The organism is Streptomyces adelaidensis, assembly GCF_016598475.1.
Taxonomy (GTDB): domain Bacteria; phylum Actinomycetota; class Actinomycetes; order Streptomycetales; family Streptomycetaceae; genus Streptomyces; species Streptomyces adelaidensis.
Genome location: NZ_JAEMUX010000004.1, coordinates 25000 through 44420 on the forward strand (window position 1 = coordinate 25000; position 19421 = coordinate 44420).

Annotated in this window: 11 protein-coding genes and 1 pseudogene; 7 read left to right on the top strand and 5 right to left on the bottom strand. The window is 70.9% G+C overall.

From position 1 onward, the window contains the following. Positions 1-60 precede the first annotated feature (60 nt). The 7 genes and pseudogenes from I8N67_RS03045 to I8N67_RS03075 all read left to right on the top strand — a co-directional run bounded on the left by I8N67_RS03045 (position 61) and on the right by I8N67_RS03075 (position 10567). Complete coding sequence (locus tag I8N67_RS03045) at positions 61-1263, top strand: LacI family DNA-binding transcriptional regulator (RefSeq protein WP_200300986.1); 1203 nt, start codon at positions 61-63, stop codon at positions 1261-1263. Between the two features lie 443 nt (positions 1264-1706). Continuing rightward, complete coding sequence (locus I8N67_RS03050) at positions 1707-2972, top strand: ABC transporter substrate-binding protein (protein WP_234044930.1); 1266 nt, start codon at positions 1707-1709, stop codon at positions 2970-2972. A gap of 44 nt (positions 2973-3016) precedes the next feature. Further along, positions 3017-5054: pseudogene (locus I8N67_RS03055) on the top strand (beta-galactosidase); the annotation flags it as partial. A 21-nt stretch (positions 5055-5075) separates the two neighbouring features. Then, complete coding sequence (locus I8N67_RS03060) at positions 5076-6881, top strand: RICIN domain-containing protein (RefSeq protein ID WP_200300987.1); 1806 nt, start codon at positions 5076-5078, stop codon at positions 6879-6881. 95 nt (positions 6882-6976) lie between these two features. Continuing rightward, entirely contained in the window at positions 6977-7510 is a 534-nt protein-coding gene (locus I8N67_RS03065; RefSeq protein WP_200300988.1) for a GNAT family N-acetyltransferase, read from the top strand. Between the two features lie 179 nt (positions 7511-7689). Beyond that, the gene (rox, locus tag I8N67_RS03070) at positions 7690-9126 is read left to right on the top strand and encodes a rifampin monooxygenase (protein ID WP_200300989.1); all 1437 of its coding nucleotides are present in this window, start codon (positions 7690-7692) and stop codon (positions 9124-9126) included. A gap of 268 nt (positions 9127-9394) precedes the next feature. Then, on the top strand, positions 9395-10567 hold the full coding sequence (locus I8N67_RS03075) for a lipase family protein (protein WP_234044932.1): 1173 nt from the start codon (positions 9395-9397) through the stop codon (positions 10565-10567). 68 nt (positions 10568-10635) lie between these two features. Here I8N67_RS03075 and I8N67_RS03080 read toward each other — a convergent pair whose 3' ends face one another. From I8N67_RS03080 to I8N67_RS03100, 5 genes are all read right to left on the bottom strand, one after another. Next, positions 10636-11244, bottom strand: a complete 609-nt coding sequence (locus I8N67_RS03080; RefSeq protein WP_200300991.1) for a sarcosine oxidase subunit gamma — start codon at positions 11242-11244, stop codon at positions 10636-10638. Then, the gene (locus tag I8N67_RS03085; RefSeq protein ID WP_200300992.1) at positions 11237-14521 is read right to left on the bottom strand and encodes a sarcosine oxidase subunit alpha family protein; all 3285 of its coding nucleotides are present in this window, start codon (positions 14519-14521) and stop codon (positions 11237-11239) included. Before I8N67_RS03085 ends, I8N67_RS03080 begins: the two co-directional genes overlap by 8 nt. Positions 14522-14639: 118 nt before the next feature. Further along, a complete protein-coding gene (locus tag I8N67_RS03090; RefSeq protein WP_200300993.1) occupies positions 14640-15872 on the bottom strand; it encodes a sarcosine oxidase subunit beta family protein in 1233 nt (410 codons plus the stop codon). 31 nt (positions 15873-15903) lie between these two features. Continuing rightward, positions 15904-16764: a bifunctional methylenetetrahydrofolate dehydrogenase/methenyltetrahydrofolate cyclohydrolase gene (locus I8N67_RS03095; protein WP_200300994.1), complete on the bottom strand. Its 861-nt coding sequence runs from the start codon at positions 16762-16764 to the stop codon at positions 15904-15906. A 147-nt stretch (positions 16765-16911) separates the two neighbouring features. Beyond that, the gene (locus tag I8N67_RS03100; protein ID WP_200300995.1) at positions 16912-19350 is read right to left on the bottom strand and encodes a GcvT family protein; all 2439 of its coding nucleotides are present in this window, start codon (positions 19348-19350) and stop codon (positions 16912-16914) included. Positions 19351-19421: the final 71 nt, after the last annotated feature.

The following is a 19421-nucleotide window of genomic DNA, read 5'->3' on the forward strand; positions in this document are numbered from 1 at the left end:
GCAGTCATGACTACGCAGTCATAAACGGCACAGGCAGTACAGAAGCCACCGGGAGACACCATGACGCGAGGAACGGGACGGGGCGCGAGCTCCGGTGCGCCGCGCAGCGTGGACGTGGCCCGCTTGGCCGGGGTCTCGCAGAAGACGGTGTCGCGGGTTTTCAACGACGAGCCGTACGTCTCCGCCGAGGTGCGCCGACGCGTCCTCGAAGCCACCGAGCGGCTCGGCTACCGGCGCAACAGCGCCGCCCGGGCACTGGCGTCCGGGCGCACCCGCTCGATCGGCGTGGTGACGCTCGGCACGGCCCTGTACGGCCCCGCCTCGCTGCTCATGGGTGTCGAGCGGGTCGTCCGGGACACGGGATACGCGCTCCGCGTGGTCAACACGATGGAGGGCGACCCGGCGGGCATCGCCGGCGCCGTGAGCTCGCTCCTCGACCAGGGGGTGGACGGCATCGTCATCTCCGAACCGATCGACGAGGACGCGGACCACGCGCGAACCGGGAGCGCCGGAAGCATCGAGGGAATCAGGGAAGTCTCGCCCCTCCGCCTCGACGTGCCGGTCCTCGTCCTCGGCGCCCCACCGCCGGTCACCGCCCCCACGGTGCTGACCGCGGGGAACGGCGCCGATCCGATGGCCCGCACGGCCACCGAACACCTCCTGGACCTGGGCCATATGACGGTCCATCACCTAGCCGGTCCGCAGCGGTGGTACGCCGCCAGGGACCGTCTGGAGGGATGGCGCAGGACGCTGGCCGCACGGGGCAGGGACGTGCCCCCGGCGGTCGAGGGCGACTGGTCGGCCGCGTCCGGGTACCGGGCGGGGCGGGAGCTGGCCGAGGCCGGTGACGTCACCGCGGTGTCCGCCGCCAACGACGACATGGCGATCGGCCTGATCCGCGCGCTGACCGAGGCGGGCCGGCGCGTGCCGGAGGACGTCAGTGTCATCGGCTTCGACGACGTTCCGGTGGCCGCCTACGTCACCCCTCCCCTCACCACGGTGCGACAACCGTTCGACGCCGTCGCGCAGGAGGGGCTGAAACGCCTCGTGCACGCCATCGAGAACCCCGACGCGGACCCCATGCCGACGACCGACCCACCGGTCGACCTCGTCGTCCGCGCCTCGACCGCGCCCCCTCCCCCGCACCCGCCCCGCCGGACGCCCCCGGCGCACGAGCGGCCCACCGCCTCCCGCACCGACGGAGGCGCCCCGGGTCCACCCCTCGCGAACGGAGGCCCGCCCAGTCGCCACCACCTCAGCTGATCAGCGAGCCGCCGCTCCACTGAGCGCGGAGCCCCGCGCGTGACCGACGGTCGAGCCGCCGCACCGATCACGCCCGCGCCGCCCGCGCCCCGCACCTCGTCGCCCGCGCGCCCATCGGGCCGCCCCTGAACGCAGCGGGCCCCGAGACCGGTCCCGTACCCGTCTCCGCGTCACCCCACCGTCTCCACGGCTCTGCCCTCTCCACCGCCTCCACCCTCTCCACGGCCTCCACCCTCTCCACCGCCTCCACCCTCTTCCCGAGGACGCGTCCCTCGACCACGTCGGCGGTCCCCGCCCGGTCGTCGCGTCCCCGCCTTTCTCCGAACCACCCCATCCCCGCACGCCCTCGCCCCGCGTGCCCTCGTCTTCGCCACCGGCGGGAGTCCACCATGTCCATAGCCCGATCCACCTCCGCATCCGCATCCGCGTCCGGCCCTTCTCGCATGAGCCGACGGCTGTTCCTCTCCACCACAGGAGCCCTGTCGCCGGGCGCCGCCCTCACCGCCTGCGGCGGCGGTGACTCCGACGGTTCCTCCGGCTCCGCCGCCGCGAAGCCGGTCAGTCAGGCCGACATCGACAAGGCGATGAAGACGCCGACCGAGCTGACGTTCTGGACCTGGGTCCCGAACATCGCCAAGGAGATCGCCCTCTTCGAGAAGAAGTACCCGGCGATCAAGGTCAAGGTCGTCAACGCCGGTCAGGGCACCCCGCAGTACACCAAGCTGCGCACGGCGCTGAAGGCGGGCAGCGGCGCCCCCGACATGGTGCAGGTCGAGTACCAGGCCATCCCGACCTTCACCATCACCGACAGCCTGCTGGACCTGCGGCCGTACGGCGCCGCCGCACTCAAGTCCACCTTCGTCGACTGGACCTGGGGCCAGGTCAGCGGCAGCAATGGCGAGGTGTGGGCGATCCCGCAGGACACCGGCCCGATGGGCATGCTGTACCGCAAGGACATCTTCGACAAGCACGGCATCGACGTGCCCACGACCTGGGACGACTTCGCCGAAGCGGCCCGCAAGCTCCACAAGGCGGACCCGGACGTCTACCTCACCAACCTCGCCGCGAACCAACCCGCCGCCTGGCACGGCCTGTTGGGGCAGGCGGGCGCCAAGCCGTACGTCACCTCGGGCAAGAGCGACATCGCCATCAGCGTCGACGACTCCGTCTCGAAGAAGCTCGGCGCGTACTGGGGCGGGCTCGCGAAGGAGGGCGTCATCGGGGTGGAGCCTGACTTCACCGACTCCTGGTACGCGGCCCTGAACAAGGGCAAGTACGCCACCTGGCTGACCGCTGCCTGGGGCCCGGTCTTCCTCTCCGGCTCGGCCAAGTCCACCGCCGGCCGGTGGCGGGCGGCCCCGCTGCCGCAGTGGGACGCCGCCAAGCCCAGCTCCGGCAACTGGGGCGGCTCGACCACCGCGGTCATCCGGTCCACCAAGAACCCGGTCGCGGCGGCGTTGTTCGCGCAGTTCCTCAACACCGACCCGGCCAGCGCCAAGATGTTCGCCACCGAGCAGTTCTTCTTCCCGGCGACCAAGGCGCTGCTCTCGGACGCCGAGTTCACCGGGGACTCGCCCTCCTTCTACGGCGGGCAGAAGGTCAACGAGGTCTTCGCCGACATCGGCTCCACGGTCAACTTCTCCTTCCAGTGGCCGCCGTTCCTCGACCAGGCGGCGACCGATTATGCGCGCTCCTCGACGAGCAGTTGACACCCCCGCACCCAGGACGACGGCGTCTTCGTCCACTGGCTGCTCAGCATGTCACCGTCATCCGGGTCGGCGAGTCGGTGTGGTCGACCTGGGAGCCGGAGAACGGCCGCTTCGACCTCGACTGGCTCCAGCCGGTCCTCGACGGTGCCCATGAGCGCGGCATCTCCGTCGTCCTCGGCACCCCGACGTACGCCGTACCGCCGTGGCTGGCCCGCCAGTACCCGGAGATCACCGGTGAGCGGCGCACCGGTGAGCGCATCGGCTGGGGTGCCCGGCAGGAGGTCGACTTCACCCACCCCGCGTTCCGCTTCCACGCCGAGCGGGTGATCCGGAAGATCGTCGCCCGGTACGCCGACCACCCGTCCGTCATCGGCTTCCAGGTCGACAACGAGCCGGGCAACGAACTCCTGCACAACCAGGGCGTGTTCCAGCGCTTCGTCGACCATCTGCGGGAGAAGTACGGGGACGTGGAGACCCTGAACCGCGAGTGGGGGCTCGTCTACTGGTCCCACCGGCTGTCCACCTGGGCGGATCTGTGGACGCCCGACAACAACGCGCAGCCGCAGTACGACGTGGCCTGGCGGGAGTTCCAGGCCCGGCAGGTCACCGAGTTCATCGGCTGGCAGGCCGACATCGTCCGCGAGTACGCCGGCCCCGAGCACTTCGTCACCACCTGTATCTCCTACACCCGGCCCGCGGTGGAGGACGACGAGCTGACCGAGCCGCTCGACATCGCGTCCGGCAACCCGTACTACGGCATGCAGGACAGTCTGCTGCTTCCCGACCCCACGCCCGACGACCATCAGCAGAAGTGGCAGACCGCCGGTGTCTGGTCGCTCTACCAGACCGCCGAACTGGATGTTCTCCTCCCGCCAGGAGCCGTTCCTGGTCACCGAGACCGACGCGGGTTCCATCGGCTTCCCCTGGGACAACCGGCCCGCCTACGACGGGCAGTGGCGGCAGGCCGCGTGGGCGCTCGTCGGCCGCGGGGCCCGCATGATCGAGTACTGGCACTGGCACACCCTGCACTTCGGCGCCGAGACCTACTGGGGCGGCATCCTCCCGCACACCGGCCGACCGGGCCGGACGTACGGCGAACTCGCCGGGCTGGGAGCCTAGTTCGAGGCGGCCGGTCCGCTCGTCGCGGGGTTGGAGCCGGACGCCGACATCACGATGGTCTACTCGACGCCCAGCAAGTGGCTGATGCAGAAGTACCCGCCGCTGGCCACGGCGGACGGCGAGCCGGACCCGGCGGCCTACCACCGGATCTTCGACCCCTTCTACCGGGGTGCCTTCGACGCCGGCCGCCAGGTGCGCATCGTGCACGCCCGCCAGCTGCACGACCCGCGCGGGGAGCGGACGGGCCCGACCCCCGAGGAGGCGGTCCGCCGGCACCCGGTCCTGGTCGTCCCGGGGCTGTACCTGGCGGCCGACTCGATGCTCGACTGGCTCGCGGCCTACGCCGAGGCGGGCGGCCATCTGGTCCTCGGACCGCGCTCCGGCTACGCCGACGAGGAGGCACGCGCCCGCGCCGAGGCGGGCCCCGGCCGCCTCACCGACGCCGCGGGGGTCAGCTACGACGAGTTCAGCAACCTCGTCCGCGAGGTGCCCGTGCGGCAGACGCCGGGCGGGCCGCTGGACCTGCCCGAGAGAGCGACGGCGACGCGGTGGGCGGACGCTCTGACCGTCGCCGACGCCGAGGTGCTCGTCGGCTACGACCATCCGCACTTCGGCCGCTGGCCCGCGGTCACCACCCGCCGCCACGGCGCCGGACGGGTCACCTGCGTGGGTACGGTGCCCGGCCGCGACCTGGCCCGGGCGCTGGCCGAGTGGCTGACGCCCACCGCCCGCCACGCCTGGCGGGACCTCCCGGCGACGGTCACCGCGACGACGGGCACAGCGCCCGACGGACGCCGTGTCCACATCGTCCACAACTGGAGCTGGCAGCCCGCGAGCGTGCCCGCGCCGGTGGACCTCTCCGATGCCCTCAACGGCGAGTCCCTGCCCGCCGGTTCGGCGCTGGAGCTCGGCCCCTGGGACGTACGCGTACTCGCCTCTGACGACACCGAAGACCACTCCTGATCCGATCCCCGAGGAGGGGCTGTGCAGAGAAGAAAACCGGCCAGAGCACTGGGTGGCGCCGTCGCCGCGGCGTCGCTGCTCCTGATCCCCGCGTCCAGTGCCCAGGCGTACAACCCGACGGGCGGCATCCTCTACCAGCTCGGCAGCGAGCCCTGTCTGAAGGGGCGGGGCAACTGCGCGGTCTACCCCAAGTCGGCGCAGCTGCCGAGCGGCCGGCTGATCGCGTCGTTCGAGAAGTCGACGGTGGTGCCGGCGTCCGGCAGCGCCGACGGGCAGACGCTGCCCGTCCACAAGAGCGACGACCACGGCACGACCTGGCAGCCGCTGTCGGAGGTCAAGGCCCCGGCGTACCTATCCGACGACCCCAAGTACCCGAAGTACACCAGCAATTGGACCAACCCCTACCTGTACACCCTGCCGCAGGACGTCGGTGACCTGAAGCAGGGCACGCTGCTCCTCGCGAGTGTCGTCTCGGGCGACGACTACTACTACAAGGAGCACAAGGCAGCCGACCCGAACTGGACGCCGTCCAACGACGGCGACCGCAGGGACATGGCGATCGCCCTGTACTCCAGCACCGACGACGGGGCGACCTGGAAGATCCTCAACGTCGTCGCGACGGGCGGCTGGCAGGGCGGCAGCGCGGGCGCGACCGGCCAGAACATCGCCGACGCGAACACGAACAAGCAGGTGGATCCCCTCAGGGAGCCGTACCTGATGGTCTACAAGGGCAAGCTCGTCTGCTACTACTCCGACGAGAACGACTACACCGGCTTCAACGCGACGACCGGCGTCCCGACGCTGGACCCCGCCAACGACACCGCCAAGGACTCGCTCGGCCAGATCCTCGTCCACAAGACGTGGGACGGCCGCAGTGCGCAATGGGGCAGCCCCGTCGTCGACCTCGCGGGCCTGACCGAGGACATGGGCGGCGGCAAGTCGGAGATCGGCGGCGGCCGACCCGGCATGACGAACGTCGTCCGGACCACGGACGGCAAGTGGCTCCTGCCGTACGAGTACTGGGGCGGCGGAGCCAACACCCGCTACCGGATCGCCGACAACCCGCTGGAGTTCTTCCGCGGCTCCGCCACCGGCGAGGGCGTCGCCTCGCTGCCCGTCGACACCGGCTCCCGTCCGCTCGCGACGGGCGGCAGCCCGGTCGTCATCAGGCTTCCCGGCGGGCGCCTGGTCTACAACGCCGCCGGCAGCGGCAACGTCTGGGTCAACGAGAGCGGCCGCAGCGACGGAGTGTGGAAGGAGTACCAGACGACCTCACGCGCCGGCTACAGCCGCAGTCTCCAGTACGTCGAAGGCACCGGCCGCATCTCGATCCTCAACAACCAGGGCACGTCCACGCTCGCCTACGCCGAGGTCGATCTCGGCCACTCGGACGGCGCCTACGTCCAGCTGGTGAACCGCAGGACGGACCAGGTGATCGGGACCGGCGGCAGGACCAACGACGCGAACATCGGCAACGGGGACGTCCCCGACGTACGTCTGGAGGACGCCGGCTCGGCGGCGAACCCGGACACCCAGTACTGGCACGTGGTGACGGAGCCGCAGGGCGGTGTGACCCTGCTCAACAAGTCGGGCGGCCGCGCGGCGGCCGTCTGGACCGGCAACGCCACGGCCGGCCAGCGGATCGGCCAGTGGGTCGACAACAGCCCCACCGGCAGCTGGAACCTCGTCAAGACCGCCGACGGGTTCTTCCGGCTGCAGTCGGCGAAGAACACGAGCCTGTACCTGACCGGTACGTCCGCCGGGGCGCCGCTCACCCTGCAGACCAGCGTGAGTGACGGCTCGCAGGAGTGGGAGCTCGTCCCCTAGCGGACGCGCGCCGGGCGGCCGGGCGGCCGGGCGGCGCATGACGAGTGGGGCGACGGTCGGCGGAATAGGCTTCACCACCGAGAAATGAGGAAGAAGTGAACCGTCGTGACAGCACCCCGCCGACCGTCCGCCCGGCGACCTCCTCGGACCTCAAGGCCGTGGCCGACATCTACGCGCACTACGTCCGCCACACCGTGGCCACCTTCGAGGAGACACCGCCGACCCTCCCCGACTGGGAGCGGCGGCTGGCCGATCTCGCCGGACGGGGCCTGCCCTTCTTCGTCGCCGAGTCGTCCGGCGCGGTGATCGGCTTCGCCTACGCGGGCCCCTGGCGCCCCAAGCCGGCCTACCGGTTCGCGGTCGAGGACACCCTCTACCTCGCACCCGACGCCACCGGCCGGGGAGTGGGCGCGGCGCTGCTGGAGGCGCTCATCACCGAGTCCACCCGGGCCGGCATGCGGCAGATGATCGCCGTTGTCGCGGACACCGGCAGCGAGGCCTCCCTCGCCCTGCACCGGCGCTTCGGCTTCACGGCCGCCGGCCACCTGGTCGAGGTCGGCCACAAGCACGGCCGCCCGGTCGGCACGCTTCTGCTGCAACGGTCCCTGAGCGCGGGGCGGTCCGAATAACCGCCGAGACCCCAGGCAGAAGGCCAAAAAAAGGAGGGCAGGGAGTTCATCGACTCCTTGCCACTCTCAACATATAGCGCACCGGGGGCCTTGCGGCAAGGCCCGGGTCGTGCTGCAAAATCTCCGGTCGAAGCCAGGACCTGCGGAAATCAGGACCTATCTCATCGCCTGGGGGATTCATGATTGACGTGATCATTGCCGGCGGCGGACCGACCGGCCTGATGCTGGCCGGCGAATTGCGGCTGCACGGCGTGCAGGTGCTCGTACTGGAGAAAGAGGCGGAGCCCACGGTGCAGTCCCGTGCGCGCGGCCTGCACGCGCGCAGCATCGAGGTGATGGACCAGCGCGGTCTGCTGGAGCGTTTCCTCCCGCTCGGTCAACAGTTCGCGGTCGGCGGATTCTTCGCCGGCATCGGCAAGTCGTGGCCGGACCGGCTGGACACCACGCACTCGTACGTCCTCGCCATTCCGCAGCAGGTCACCGAGCGGCTCCTGACCGAGCGCGCCATCGAGTCGGGCACCGAGATCCGGCGCCGCCACGAACTGGTCGGGCTGAGTCAGGACGACGACGGCGTGACCGTCGAGCTGGCCGACGGCACGCGGCTGCGCTCGCGCTACCTCGTCGGATGCGACGGCGGCCGCAGCACCGTGCGCAAGCAGCTCGGCGTCGGCTTCCCCGGCGAGCCGAGCCGGGTCGAGACGCTCCTTGGCGAGATGGCGCTGACCGTGTCCCCGGAGGAGCTGGCCGCCGTGACGGCCGAAGTCCGCAAGACCCAGCTGCGGTTCGGCGCCATCCCCGAGGGGGACGGGGTGTACCGCGTCATCGTGCCCGCCGAAGGGGTGGCCGAGGACCGTGCGACCGCGCCGACCCTGGAGGAGTTCAAGCAGCAGCTGCGGGCGTTCGCCGGCACCGACTTCGGCGCGCACTCACCGCGCTGGCTCTCCCGCTTCGGCGACGCCACCCGCCTCGCCGAGCGCTACCGGGTCGGCCGGGTGCTGCTGGCGGGCGACGCGGCCCACATCCACCCGCCGACCGGGGGTCAGGGACTCAACCTCGGCGTCCAGGACGCCTTCAACCTCGGCTGGAAACTGGCCGCCGAGGTGCGCGGCTGGGCACCGGAAGGTCTGCTGGACAGCTACCACACCGAACGGCACCCGGTGGCGGCCGACGTGCTGAACAACACCCGCGCGCAGATCGAGCTGATGTCCACCGAACCGGGGCCCAAGGCAGTGCGCCGGCTGCTGGCGGAACTGATCGACTTCGAGAACGTGAACCGGTACCTGATCGAGAAGATCACCGCGATCGGGATCCGCTACGACGTCGGCGAGGGCCACGAACTGCTCGGCCGGCGACTTCGGGACGTAACTCTGAAGCAGGGACGCCTCTACGAGCTGATGCACGACGGCCGTGGACTGCTGCTGGACCAGACCGGCCGGCTCTCGGTGGCGGGCTGGGCGGACCGAGTGGACCACGTGGTGGACGTGAGCGAGGAACTGGACGAACTCGACGCGCCCGCGGTGCTGCTGCGACCGGACGGCCACGTGGCGTGGGTCGGTGACGATCAGCGGGAACTGCTCGGCCGACTGCCCAAGTGGTTCGGTGCCGCCGCCGGTTGAGCATCCGGCAGCGTGTCGTCACCACCCATGATCGAAGCCCGTGTCCCACGCCTCCGGCATGGCGAAAAAGACCTCCGCCATACGGGTGAAAACCGGGCAAATGCTCGTGATGTTCCGACTGTCCGCACATGCTGGGCAAGCCATCGTGATTCCCCTCGTACGGCCACGCACCTGAGCGCTTCCGGGTGCGTGGCATCGCGTACGCGCAGCAGTGAGGAGTGGGCACTTGCCTGAGGAGCAGTCGGGTACAAGCACGGGACAGATCAGCTTGGGAGCACAGATCTCCCGGCAGTCACGCGACGAGGTGACGGTACCGGAGCACGAGGAGTGGGAGCTGACGAACGGCTTCGCGTGGGCCTTCCCCGGCCTCAACGGCGGCGGAATGGCCCGGCCGGTGATCATCGCTGACGGGTTCAACCTCGGCCCGAGCGAGCTGGACAAGTTCTACCAGGGGCTGGAGGCGGACTTCCCGTTCATCAGCACCCTGCGCGAGCGCGGTCAAGCGGTGGTCCTGCTCGGTTTCAGGGACCGCACCGCCTCCATTCTGGAGAACGCCAAGGCCGCACGCGAGGCCGTGATCCGCGCCAACGTCCTGCGAGGTCCCGGCGGAAACCTGACCGTGGGCGGGTTCAGCATGGGCGGGCTCATCACCCGCTACGCGCTGGCCAAGATGGAGTCCGAAGGGGAGAACCACGGGACGGAGATGTACTTCTCCTACGACAGCCCCCACCGCGGCGGTTTCCTGCCCGTCGCCGCGCAGGCCCTCACCCACCACACCGTCCCCTCCCCGTTCAACTTCCTGCGCGCGATGGTCGACAGCCCCGCCGCGCACGAGATGCTCCAGTACTGGTACGACCCCGAAACCGAGGAACTGATCACGCATCCGGACCGGGAGGACTTCCTCAACGCCCTGGGGGACGTGGGGTGGTGGCCGCGCAGGCCTCGTCTGATCGGGGTGGCCAACGGCGCGGGCAACGGCACCGGCACCGTCCTCCCGGCCGGCGCGCCCGCGCTGGACATCAACGGCGGGGCGTTCGCCGACACCACCCTGTTCATCCAGGACGAAGGCGACGACGTACTGGTCGCCGACATCAAACGCTCGGTCCCCGCGCCCCCGATCACCACATTGGTCACCACCAGCGGTCTGACCGAGCTGGACGCCGCACCCGGCGGCACCCTGGACACCTACCAGATCATCGCCACCCTCATGGAGCCCGCGGGAGCGGCGGCCACCGTGCACTTCCCCGACGTGTGCTTCGTCCCCTCCGTCAGCGCCCTGGACCTGCGCGACCCCGACAGCCGCGAGCACCTCTTCACCCCGGTCAAGAGCATCAACCCGGACGACAGCGGCCTCGATGAGTTCGCCTACGCCGACTCCACCACGCCCCACACCGAGATCGTCCCGGATCTGTGTGTCTGGCTGCTGGAACGCCTCCAGTGATTCAGCTAATTGACGGGGCGTCACCGTAGGGCGGCGCCTCACCCGGGGACCGGAGACGCACCCTCCTGTCAGTCGTGGTGGTATTCCGTCGCCGCGTCGAGGAGCCAGTCCGCCAGGTAACCGGCGAAGGACGAACGGACCAGGACCCAGAATCCGGCTCGGGGTTCGTCCCGGGCGACCAGGACGATCTGGGTACGGCCCAGTGTCGTCTGGGCGCAGCGGCCCGCGTCGAAGGCGCGGGGGTGCAGGTCCAGTGGGCAGCCGTGGGCCAGGAGGTCACGGGCGCGGGGGCCGGTGACAAGGACGGTGGTGCGCTGGGCGGAGACGTCGGTGACGGAGACGGGTTCGTCCGCGGCGGCCTCCCGGATGCGGCTCTCCAGGTCGCGCTGAGCGCCGGGCGGGGCCACCAGCAGCCATTCGTCGGGGCCCTGCCACAACGCGGTCAGCTCTCCGGCGCGTACCACGCTGTTCGGTTCGAGGGGCAGGGCCAGGTCCAGCGCGAGTCCGACGGCGTCCGCCGCCGCTCCCTTGGCGTCGAGGCGCACGTTCAGCTGGGTCAGGAAGGGGAGTTCGGCCAGCCGGACCGCGCCCCCGGAGGTGCGGGTGGCGGCGGCCAGGCGGTCGGCGGCGTGCGACAGCGGGCTGCGGGGCGGAGCGGTGAGTACGGTGTCAGCCATCGCGGCGGGCTCCCTCGGGGTCGTAGAGGACGGGGCTCGCCACGGTCACCGGGACCAGCCGGTCACCCACCGGGGCGTAGAGCCGCTCACCGATGCGGTCCCGGCCGCCCTTGATCAGGGCGAGCGCGAAGGTCCGGCCGAGGGCCGCGCTGCGGTAGCTGGAGGTGACGTGGCCGAGCATCGGGACGGGCGGGGCGGGCAGTTCGCTGTCGGCGACCAGGTGTGTGCCTTCGGGGAGGAAGACGGCCGGGTCCACCGGGAGCAGGCCGACCAGGTGCTTGCGGTCGGGGCGGACGGTGTCGGCGCGGGCGTAGGAGCGCTTGCCGACGAAGTCGGGCTTCTTCTTCGAGACCGCCCAACCCATGCCGAGATCCTGGGGGGTCACCGTGCCGTCGGTGTCCTGGCCGATGATCGGGTAGCCCTTCTCCGCGCGCAGGACGTGCATGGTCTCGGTGCCGTACGGCGTGATGCCGTACGGGGCGCCGGCCTCGTACAGCGCCTCCCACAGGGCGAGGGCCTGCCAGGGTGACACGTTGATCTCGTAGGCCAGTTCGCCGGAGAAACTGATCCGGCACACCCGGGCCTCGATGCCCGCGACCGTCGTGTCCCGCCACGCCATGAACGGGAAGTCGTCGTTCTCCACGGCCAGTTGAGGCGCGAGCGCGCCGAGGACCGCGCGGGAGCGGGGGCCGACGAGGGCGACGGTGGCCCACTGCTCGGTCACCGAGGTGCAGTGGACGCGGAGTTCGGGCCATTCCGTCTGGAGCCACTCCTCCATCCAGTCCAGTACGGCGGCCGCGTTGCCGGTGGTCGTGGTGACCAGGAAGCGGTCCTGGGCGACGCGGATGACGGTGCCGTCGTCGAAGATCATGCCGTCCAGGCGGCTCATGACGCCGTAGCGGATCATGCCGACCTTCAGGGTGCTCATCATGTTGGTGTAGAGCCGGTCCAGGAAGACGGCGGCGTCCGGGCCCTGGACGTCGATCTTGCCGAGGGTGGAGGCGTCCATGAAGGCGACGCTCTCGCGGGCGGCGGCGCACTCGCGCAGCACGGCCGCTTCCATGTCCTCACCGCCTCGCGGGTAGTACCAGGGGCGCTTCCACTGGCCGACGTTCTCGAACAGTGCGCCGCGCGCGACATGCCACTCGTGCAGGGCGGTCGTACGGACGGGGTCGTGCAGCGCGCCCCGGTGGCGGCCCGCGAGGGTGGCGAAGGAGACGGGGGTGTAGGGCGGGCGGAAGGTGGTCGTGCCGAGCGCGGAGACATCCACGCCGAGGAGTTCGGCGACCACACCACTGGCCAGGACGCCGGAGGTCTTGCCCTGGTCGCCCGCGGTGCCGGCCGTGGTGTAGCGCTTGGTGTGCTCGACCGAGCGCATACCGGCGCCGGTCGCCCGGGCCAGGTCGTCCACGGTGACGTCGCGCTGGAGGTCGACGAAACGGGGGGCGTCCGAGGCGCCGAAGACGACGTACACATGCATGGGTGGCGTCGTCCGCGGCTGTGCGGCCGTGGCGGGGAGGCGGGGTGCCTCGGCGGTGTAGCCCTCGGCCTCGACGGCGCGGGCGCCGGCGGCGGCGCCCTGGGCGAGGACGGTGGGCAGGTCGAAGGCGCCGTTCGCACTGCCCACGACCTCGACCGCCTGACGGCAGGTGTCGGGCACGAAGGAGCCGAGCGCCTCGTCGTGGCGCAGCTTGCCGCCTGCCTGGCTGAACAGGTGTGCCACCGGGTTCCAGCCGCCGGAGACCAGCAGCAGGTCGACGGCGAACTCCCGCTGTCCCGTGGACTCTCCGTACGGGGCGACGGTCACGGCGGTCAGACGTGTCTCGCCCGCCGTGCCGGTGACGGCGTGGCCGGTGAGCACCTCGATACCGGCCGCCCGGGCGCGCTCCGCCCACTCCCCCGCCTCGGAGCGGGTGTCGACGATCGCCGCGACCGCCACGCCGGCTTCGCGCAGGTCCAGCGCCGCCGCGTAGGCGCTGTCGTTGGTGGTGAAGACGACCGCGTGGCGGCCGGGCAGGACGCCGTGGCGGTTGACGTAGGTGCGGGCGGAAGCGGCCAGCATCACGCCGGGGCGGTCGTTGTCCGCGAAGGCGAGGGAACGCTCGTGGGCGCCGGTGGCGAGGACCACGTGGCGGGCCCGGATGCGCCAGACGCGTTCGCGGGAGACGTTCTCGGGGGCGTCGGCGCCGAGGTGGTTGGTCCGGCGTTCCACGGCGAGGAGGTGGTTGTCGTCGTAGTAGCCGAAGACGGTGGTGCGGCGCAGGACGCGTACCTCGGGGGCGGTGTCGAGTCGGCCGGTGACCTCTTCGACCCAGTCGAGGTGTTCGCCGGCCCCCAGGAGGCTGCCGCCGGGCTCCGGCCGGTCGTCGGTGAGGATGACACGGGCGCCGCTCCTCGCCGCCGCCGTCGCCGCGGCGAGGCCGGCCGGGCCCGCGCCGACGATCAGCAGATCGCAGTGGGTGTGGACGGCGTCGTAGCGGGCGGGGTCCGGTTCCGTGGCGAGGCGGCCCTGGCCGGGGAGGCTGGTCGCCACCAGGCCGTCGTAGAGCTCGACCGTGGTCGCGGGGAGCATCGGTTCGGGGAACGGGGCCTCGATCTGGATGACCGCGTTGGGCTCTTCGACGCCGGCCGAGAAGATGCCTCGGGGGCGGCCGAGTTTGATGCTGGTGCCGGTGTGGATGACGCCGTTGGCGAGCAGGGCGCAGGCGAGGGTGTCGCCTCGGTGACCCTGGTATTCGGTGCCGTCGAAGGTGAAGGTGAGGGTTTCGGTCCGGTCCGCGTGGCCGCCGGTGGTCAGGCGGAACGGCTGGGTTCCTTTCCCGATCCCGCCCCTTCCCGAGACGAGGGGCCCGCCCGTCGACCCCGCTGGGGGCTCCGCCCCCGGACCCCCGTCGCCCTGAACGGGCTCGTCCTCGAACGCCGGACGGGCTGGGGATGCCGGACGCGGCTCAGAAGGGACTGAAGTCACTGGAGTTACGGAAGTTGCTGGCGTTACAGAAGCAGCCGTGACCGGCCTCTCCTCCCCCGCCCGGTACACCGTCACCAGCTCGTTCGTCGCCGTGTTCCGCACCGCGTTGAACCAGCGACGGCAGCCCGCCGCGTGGCTCCAGCGCTCGGCGAACGGACCCTTCGGGTTGTCGCGGAAGAACAGGTAGCGGGCCCACTCCTCGTCGGTGAGAGACGCCGGGTCCTCCGGGTACGGCACATGGGCCTGGCCGCCGTAGTGGAACTCGGCCTCGTCACGGGGCCCGCACCACGGGCAGGGGATGAGCAGCATGGTTCGGCTCCCTAAGCGGATTGGGGCAGCGCCCCCAAGGGGCGCGAGGAACTGCGCGACCAGCCACGACGGCGCCGCAGACGATCGACGGCCCATGGCGGCACTTCTGGCGGAGCGCTCAGTGGGCCACCGCGGCGGCGCCGTGTTCGTCGACGAGCGCGCCGGTGGTGAAACGGTCGAGCGAGAAGGGGGCGTTGAGCGGGTGGGGGGTGTCGTGGGCGATGGTGTGGGCGTAGACCCAGCCGACACCCGGCGTGGCCTTGAAACCGCCCGTGCCCCAGCCGCAGTTGAGGTAGAGGTTGTCGACCGGGGTGAGGCCGACGATCGGTGAGGCGTCGGGGCTGACGTCGACGATGCCGCCCCAGGTGCGCAGGACGTGGGCGCGGGCGAAGACCGGGAAGAGTTCCAGGGCCGCCGACATCTGCTCTTCGATGATGTGGAAGGCGCCGCGCTGGGTGTAGGAGTTGTACGAGTCGATGCCCGCGCCCATGACCAGCTCGCCCTTGTGGGCCTGGCTCACGTAGACGTGGACCGCGTTGGACATCACGACCGTCGGGTGGACCGGCTCCAGGAGTTCGGAGACCAGGGCCTGCAACGGGTGGCTCTGGAGCGGGAGTTCGATGCCCGCCATCGCCGCCAGTACCGAGGTGTGGCCCGCCGAGCAGAGTGCCACCTTGCCCGCCGCGATGGGGCCCAGGGTGGTCTGGACTCCGACCACCCGGCCACCGACCACGTCGAGACCCGTCACCTCGCAGTTCTGGATGATGTCGACCCCTGCCGCGTCCGCCGAGCGGGCCAGGCCCCAGGCCACGTGGTCGTGCTTGGCGATGCCGGCACGGGGCTGGTAGGTACCGCCGAGGACCGGGTAGCGGACGTCCGGGGAGATGTTGACGATCGGGCAGACCTCTTTGACCTGCTCGGCGTCGAGCCACTCCGCGTCCACGCCGTTGAGGCGGTTGGCTTCCACCCGGCGCACGCTGTCGCGGACGTCCTGGAGGCTGTGCGCCAGGTTCAGCACGCCGCGCTGGGAGAACAGGATCGGGTAGTCCAGCTCCTCCGCCAGGCCCTCCCACAGCTTGAGCGCGTGCTCGTAGATGCCGGCGCTCTCGTCCCAGAGGTAGTTCGAGCGGATGATCGTCGTGTTGCGGGCCATGTTGCCGCCCGCCAGCCAGCCCTTCTCCAGCACGGCGACGTTGGTGATGCCGTGGTTCTTCGCCAGGTAGTGGGCGGTGGCCAGGCCGTGGCCGCCACCGCCCACGACGATCACGTCGTACGACCGCTTCGGCTCGGGCGTGCGCCACAGCCAGTCGGGGTGCTCGGGGAGTTCAGCGCCAGGGGTACGGGGGTTCATCGGACGGCTCCGTCCTCTGGAAGGGACAGGTTCATACGGCGTTCGCGTTCCGCTCGGTGGCCTCGACGACGTTGGCGAGCAGCATCGCCCGGGTCATGGGGCCCACGCCCCCGGGCATCGGCGCGAGCCAGCCCGCGATCTGGGCGGCGTCCGGGTGCACATCGCCGACCAGGCCCTCGTCGGTGCGGGTGATGCCGACGTCCAGGACGGCCGCGCCGGGGCGCAGCATGTCCTTGGTGATCAGTCCGGGCGAGCCGGCGGCCACGATGACGATGTCGGCCTCCCGGACGTGCCAGGCCAGGCCCTGGGTGCCGGTGTGGCACAGGGTGACGGTGGCGTTCTCGGAGCGGCGGGTGAGGAGGAGGCCGATGGGGCGGCCGACAGTGATGCCCCGGCCGATGACACACACCCGCGCGCCCGCGAGGGGCACCTCGTAGCGGCGGAGGAGTTCGACGATCCCACGCGGGGTGCACGGCAGCGGAGCCTCTTCGCCCAGGACGAGCCGGCCGAGGTTCACGGGGTGCAGGCCGTCGGCGTCCTTGGCCGGGTCCATGCGTTCCAGCACCGCGCCCGAGTCCAGGTGGCGCGGGAGCGGGAGCTGGACGATGTACCCGGTGCAGGCCGGATCGGCGTTCAACTCGTCGATCACGTCCTCGACCTGCTGCTGCGAGGCATCGGCCGGCAGATCCCGACGGATGGAGGCGATACCCACCTGAGCGCAGTCACGGTGCTTCCCGCCGACATAGGCGTGGCTACCCGGATCGTCACCGACGAGGACGGTCCCGAGCCCGGGCGCCCGCCCACCGTCGGCAATCAACTTGCCCACGCGCTCAGCGAGTTCAAGACGAATGGCGGCGGCGGTCGCCTTACCGTCAAGCAGCTGTGCGGTCACCGACGGTGCTCCTTCCAAGAACCTGAACTGCGGCGCCCCAAAAGGGGCGCGGGGCAGTGTCCATATGCGGCTCCGCCGCGGGGCGCGACCAGCCACGATGGCGCCGCAGACGATCGACCACCCATCGCGGCACCCACTGCCGACAGCTCAGCCACGGAGCCGGGACATGGCCGGATCGAACAACGGCTCCTCGGCCACAACCGCCTCCACCCGCTGGTCGAAGTAGCCGATCTGCAACGCCGTACCAGGAGCGGCCAGCTCAACCGGCAGCCACGCATACGCGATCCCCTTGCCGATCGTGTAGCCATAGGCCGCGCTGGTGACGTAGCCGACCGCCCGGTCACCGTCGTACACCGGCTCCTTCCCCATGACGACCGACCCCGGCTCGTCGATGGTGAGGCAGGTCAACTTCCGCCGTACGTCGAGCCTGCGCCGCTCCAACGCCGCTTTGCCGATGAAGTCGTCCTTGTCGAGCTTGACCGCGAAGCCGACGCCGGCCTCGTAGGGATCGTGCTCGTAGGTCATGTCGGTGCCGAAGGAGCGGTAGCCCTTCTCCAGGCGGAGGCTGTTGAAGGCGCCGCGCCCCGCGATGACGCCGCCGAGGGGCTTGGCGGCCTGCCACAGCGTGTCCCACAGTTTCAGGCCCTGGTCGGCGGTGGTGTAGAGCTCCCAGCCGAGTTCACCGACGTACGACAGGCGCATCGCGGTGACGGGCACCGAGCCGATGTAGGCGTGCTTGGCGCGGAAGTACTTCAGGCCGTCGGCCGAGAAGTCCTCGTCCGTCAGGGGCTGGAGGACCTTGCGGGCCAGCGGGCCCCACAGGCCGACGCAGCAGGTACCGGGGGTGATGTCGCGGACCTGGACCGTGCCGTCGGCGGGGAGGTGGCGGGTGAACCAGTCGAGGTCCAGGTTGCCGTTGGCGCCGACCTGGAAGAGGTCGCGGGCCAGCCTGGCGATGGTGACGTCGCTGCGGATGCCGCCGTCGTGGTCCAGGAGCAGGGTGTAGGTCACCGAGCCGACGGACTTGGTGATCTTGCCGGTGCACAGTCGGTCCAGGAAGGCGCCGGCACCGGGGCCGGCGACCTCGATCCGCTTGAGGGCCGTCATGTCGTACATCGCGACGGTCTCGCGGGTGGCCTGGGCCTCGGCGCCGACGATGGGCGACCAGAACTGGGCGGCCCAGTCGTTGGGAGTGGGAATGCTGCGGCCCTCGACCAGTGGCGCGTTGGCCTCGTACCACTGCGGGCGCTCCCAGCCGTTCGCCTCCATGAAGACGGCGCCCAGCTCCTGCTGGCGGGCGTGGAAGGGGCTGGTGCGGATCGGGCGCGGGTCACCGGACGGCTGGAGCGGATGGAGGATGTCGTAGACCTCCTCGAAGTTCCGGCAGTCGCGGGCCAGGACGTACTCCGGGGACAGCTGGTGCGGCTCGAAGCGGTTGACGTCGCACTCGTGCAGGTCGAAGGAGGAGCAGTGGCCGTCGACCAGCCATTCGGCCATGGCCCGGCCGACGCCCGCGGAGTGCGTGACCCAGACGGCCTCGGCGACCCAGAAGCCCTGGACGTCCGGGGATTCGCCGAGGAGCGGGAAGTTGTCGGTGGTGAAGGAGAACAGGCCGTTGATGCCCTCCTCGACCTTGGCCTCCCGCGTCGAGGGGAGCAGGGACTGGGTCTCGGCCCAGGCGTCGGCGAAGTCGTCCTCCGTGAACTTCATGACCGACGGCATGTCGTCGGCCTCGTCCACGGAGAGGATGTCGTCGACGGAGATGGGCATCGGGCGGTGCCCGTAGTAGCCGATGCCGATGCCGTCGAAGCGGTCGCGGTAGTAGAGGTCGGCGTCCTGGTGGCGCAGGATCGGCCGCACCGCCTCCTCGGTCTGGCCGGCCAGGGCCGGGACCGGGCCGGTCCAGGCGAGCTGGTGGGCGAGCGGGGTGAGCGGCAGGTTCATGCCGACCATGCGGGCGATCTTCTGGCCCCAGATGCCGGCACAGCACACGACGATGTCGGCGGGGATCTCGCCCTGGTCGGTGAGGACACCGGTCACGCCGCCGCCGGCCTGCTGGACGTCGAGGACCTCGTGGCGAGCCAGGAAGCGCACACCGCGCTCGGTGGCCCGGCGGATCTGCGCCTCGACGGCGAGCACGGCCTTGGCGAGCCCGTCGGTGGGGACCAGGAGGCCGCCGAGCACCCGGTCGGGGTTGACCAGCGGGTGCTGCTCGACGCACTCGGCGGCGGTCAGCAGGCGGGCCTCGACGCCCCAGGCGGTGATCCAGCCGTGGCGCCGCTGGATCTCGGTGAGGCGCTCGGGGGTGGTGGCCACTTCGAGGCCGCCGACCTGGAGGAAGCACGGCTTGCCGTCGACGTCGAGGGAGCAGAACTTCTCGACGGTGTAGCGGGCCAGCTCCGTCATGGTCTTCGAGGAGTTCGTCTGGAAGACCAGGCCCGGGGCGTGCGACGACGACCCCCCGGTGGCGGGCAGCGGGCCCTGGTCGACCACGGTCACTTCGGTCCAGCCTCGCGCGGAGATCTCGTCCGCGAGTGCCGCGCCAACGACACCCGCTCCGATGATGACCACTCGGGGTCCCGCCATCGCCGCACCTCCGGTTTGCAAATCCGTCCAGCCGATCGAGTTGCTTCGTGCGCAACATGATTCAGGTTGCG

Excerpts from the sequence above, each read along its gene's own strand:
- I8N67_RS03045 (WP_200300986.1), top strand. The coding sequence starts at position 61 with ATGACGCGAGGAACGGGACGGGGCGCGAGCTCCGGTGCGCCGCGCAGC.
- I8N67_RS03050 (WP_234044930.1), top strand. The coding sequence starts at position 1,707 with ATGAGCCGACGGCTGTTCCTCTCCACCACAGGAGCCCTGTCGCCGGGC.
- rox (WP_200300989.1), top strand. The coding sequence starts at position 7,690 with ATGATTGACGTGATCATTGCCGGCGGCGGACCGACCGGCCTGATGCTG.
- I8N67_RS03080 (WP_200300991.1), bottom strand. The coding sequence starts at position 11,244 with ATGGCTGACACCGTACTCACCGCTCCGCCCCGCAGCCCGCTGTCGCAC.
- I8N67_RS03085 (WP_200300992.1), bottom strand. The coding sequence starts at position 14,521 with ATGCTGCTCATCCCCTGCCCGTGGTGCGGGCCCCGTGACGAGGCCGAG.
- I8N67_RS03090 (WP_200300993.1), bottom strand. The coding sequence starts at position 15,872 with ATGAACCCCCGTACCCCTGGCGCTGAACTCCCCGAGCACCCCGACTGG.
- I8N67_RS03100 (WP_200300995.1), bottom strand. The coding sequence starts at position 19,350 with ATGGCGGGACCCCGAGTGGTCATCATCGGAGCGGGTGTCGTTGGCGCG.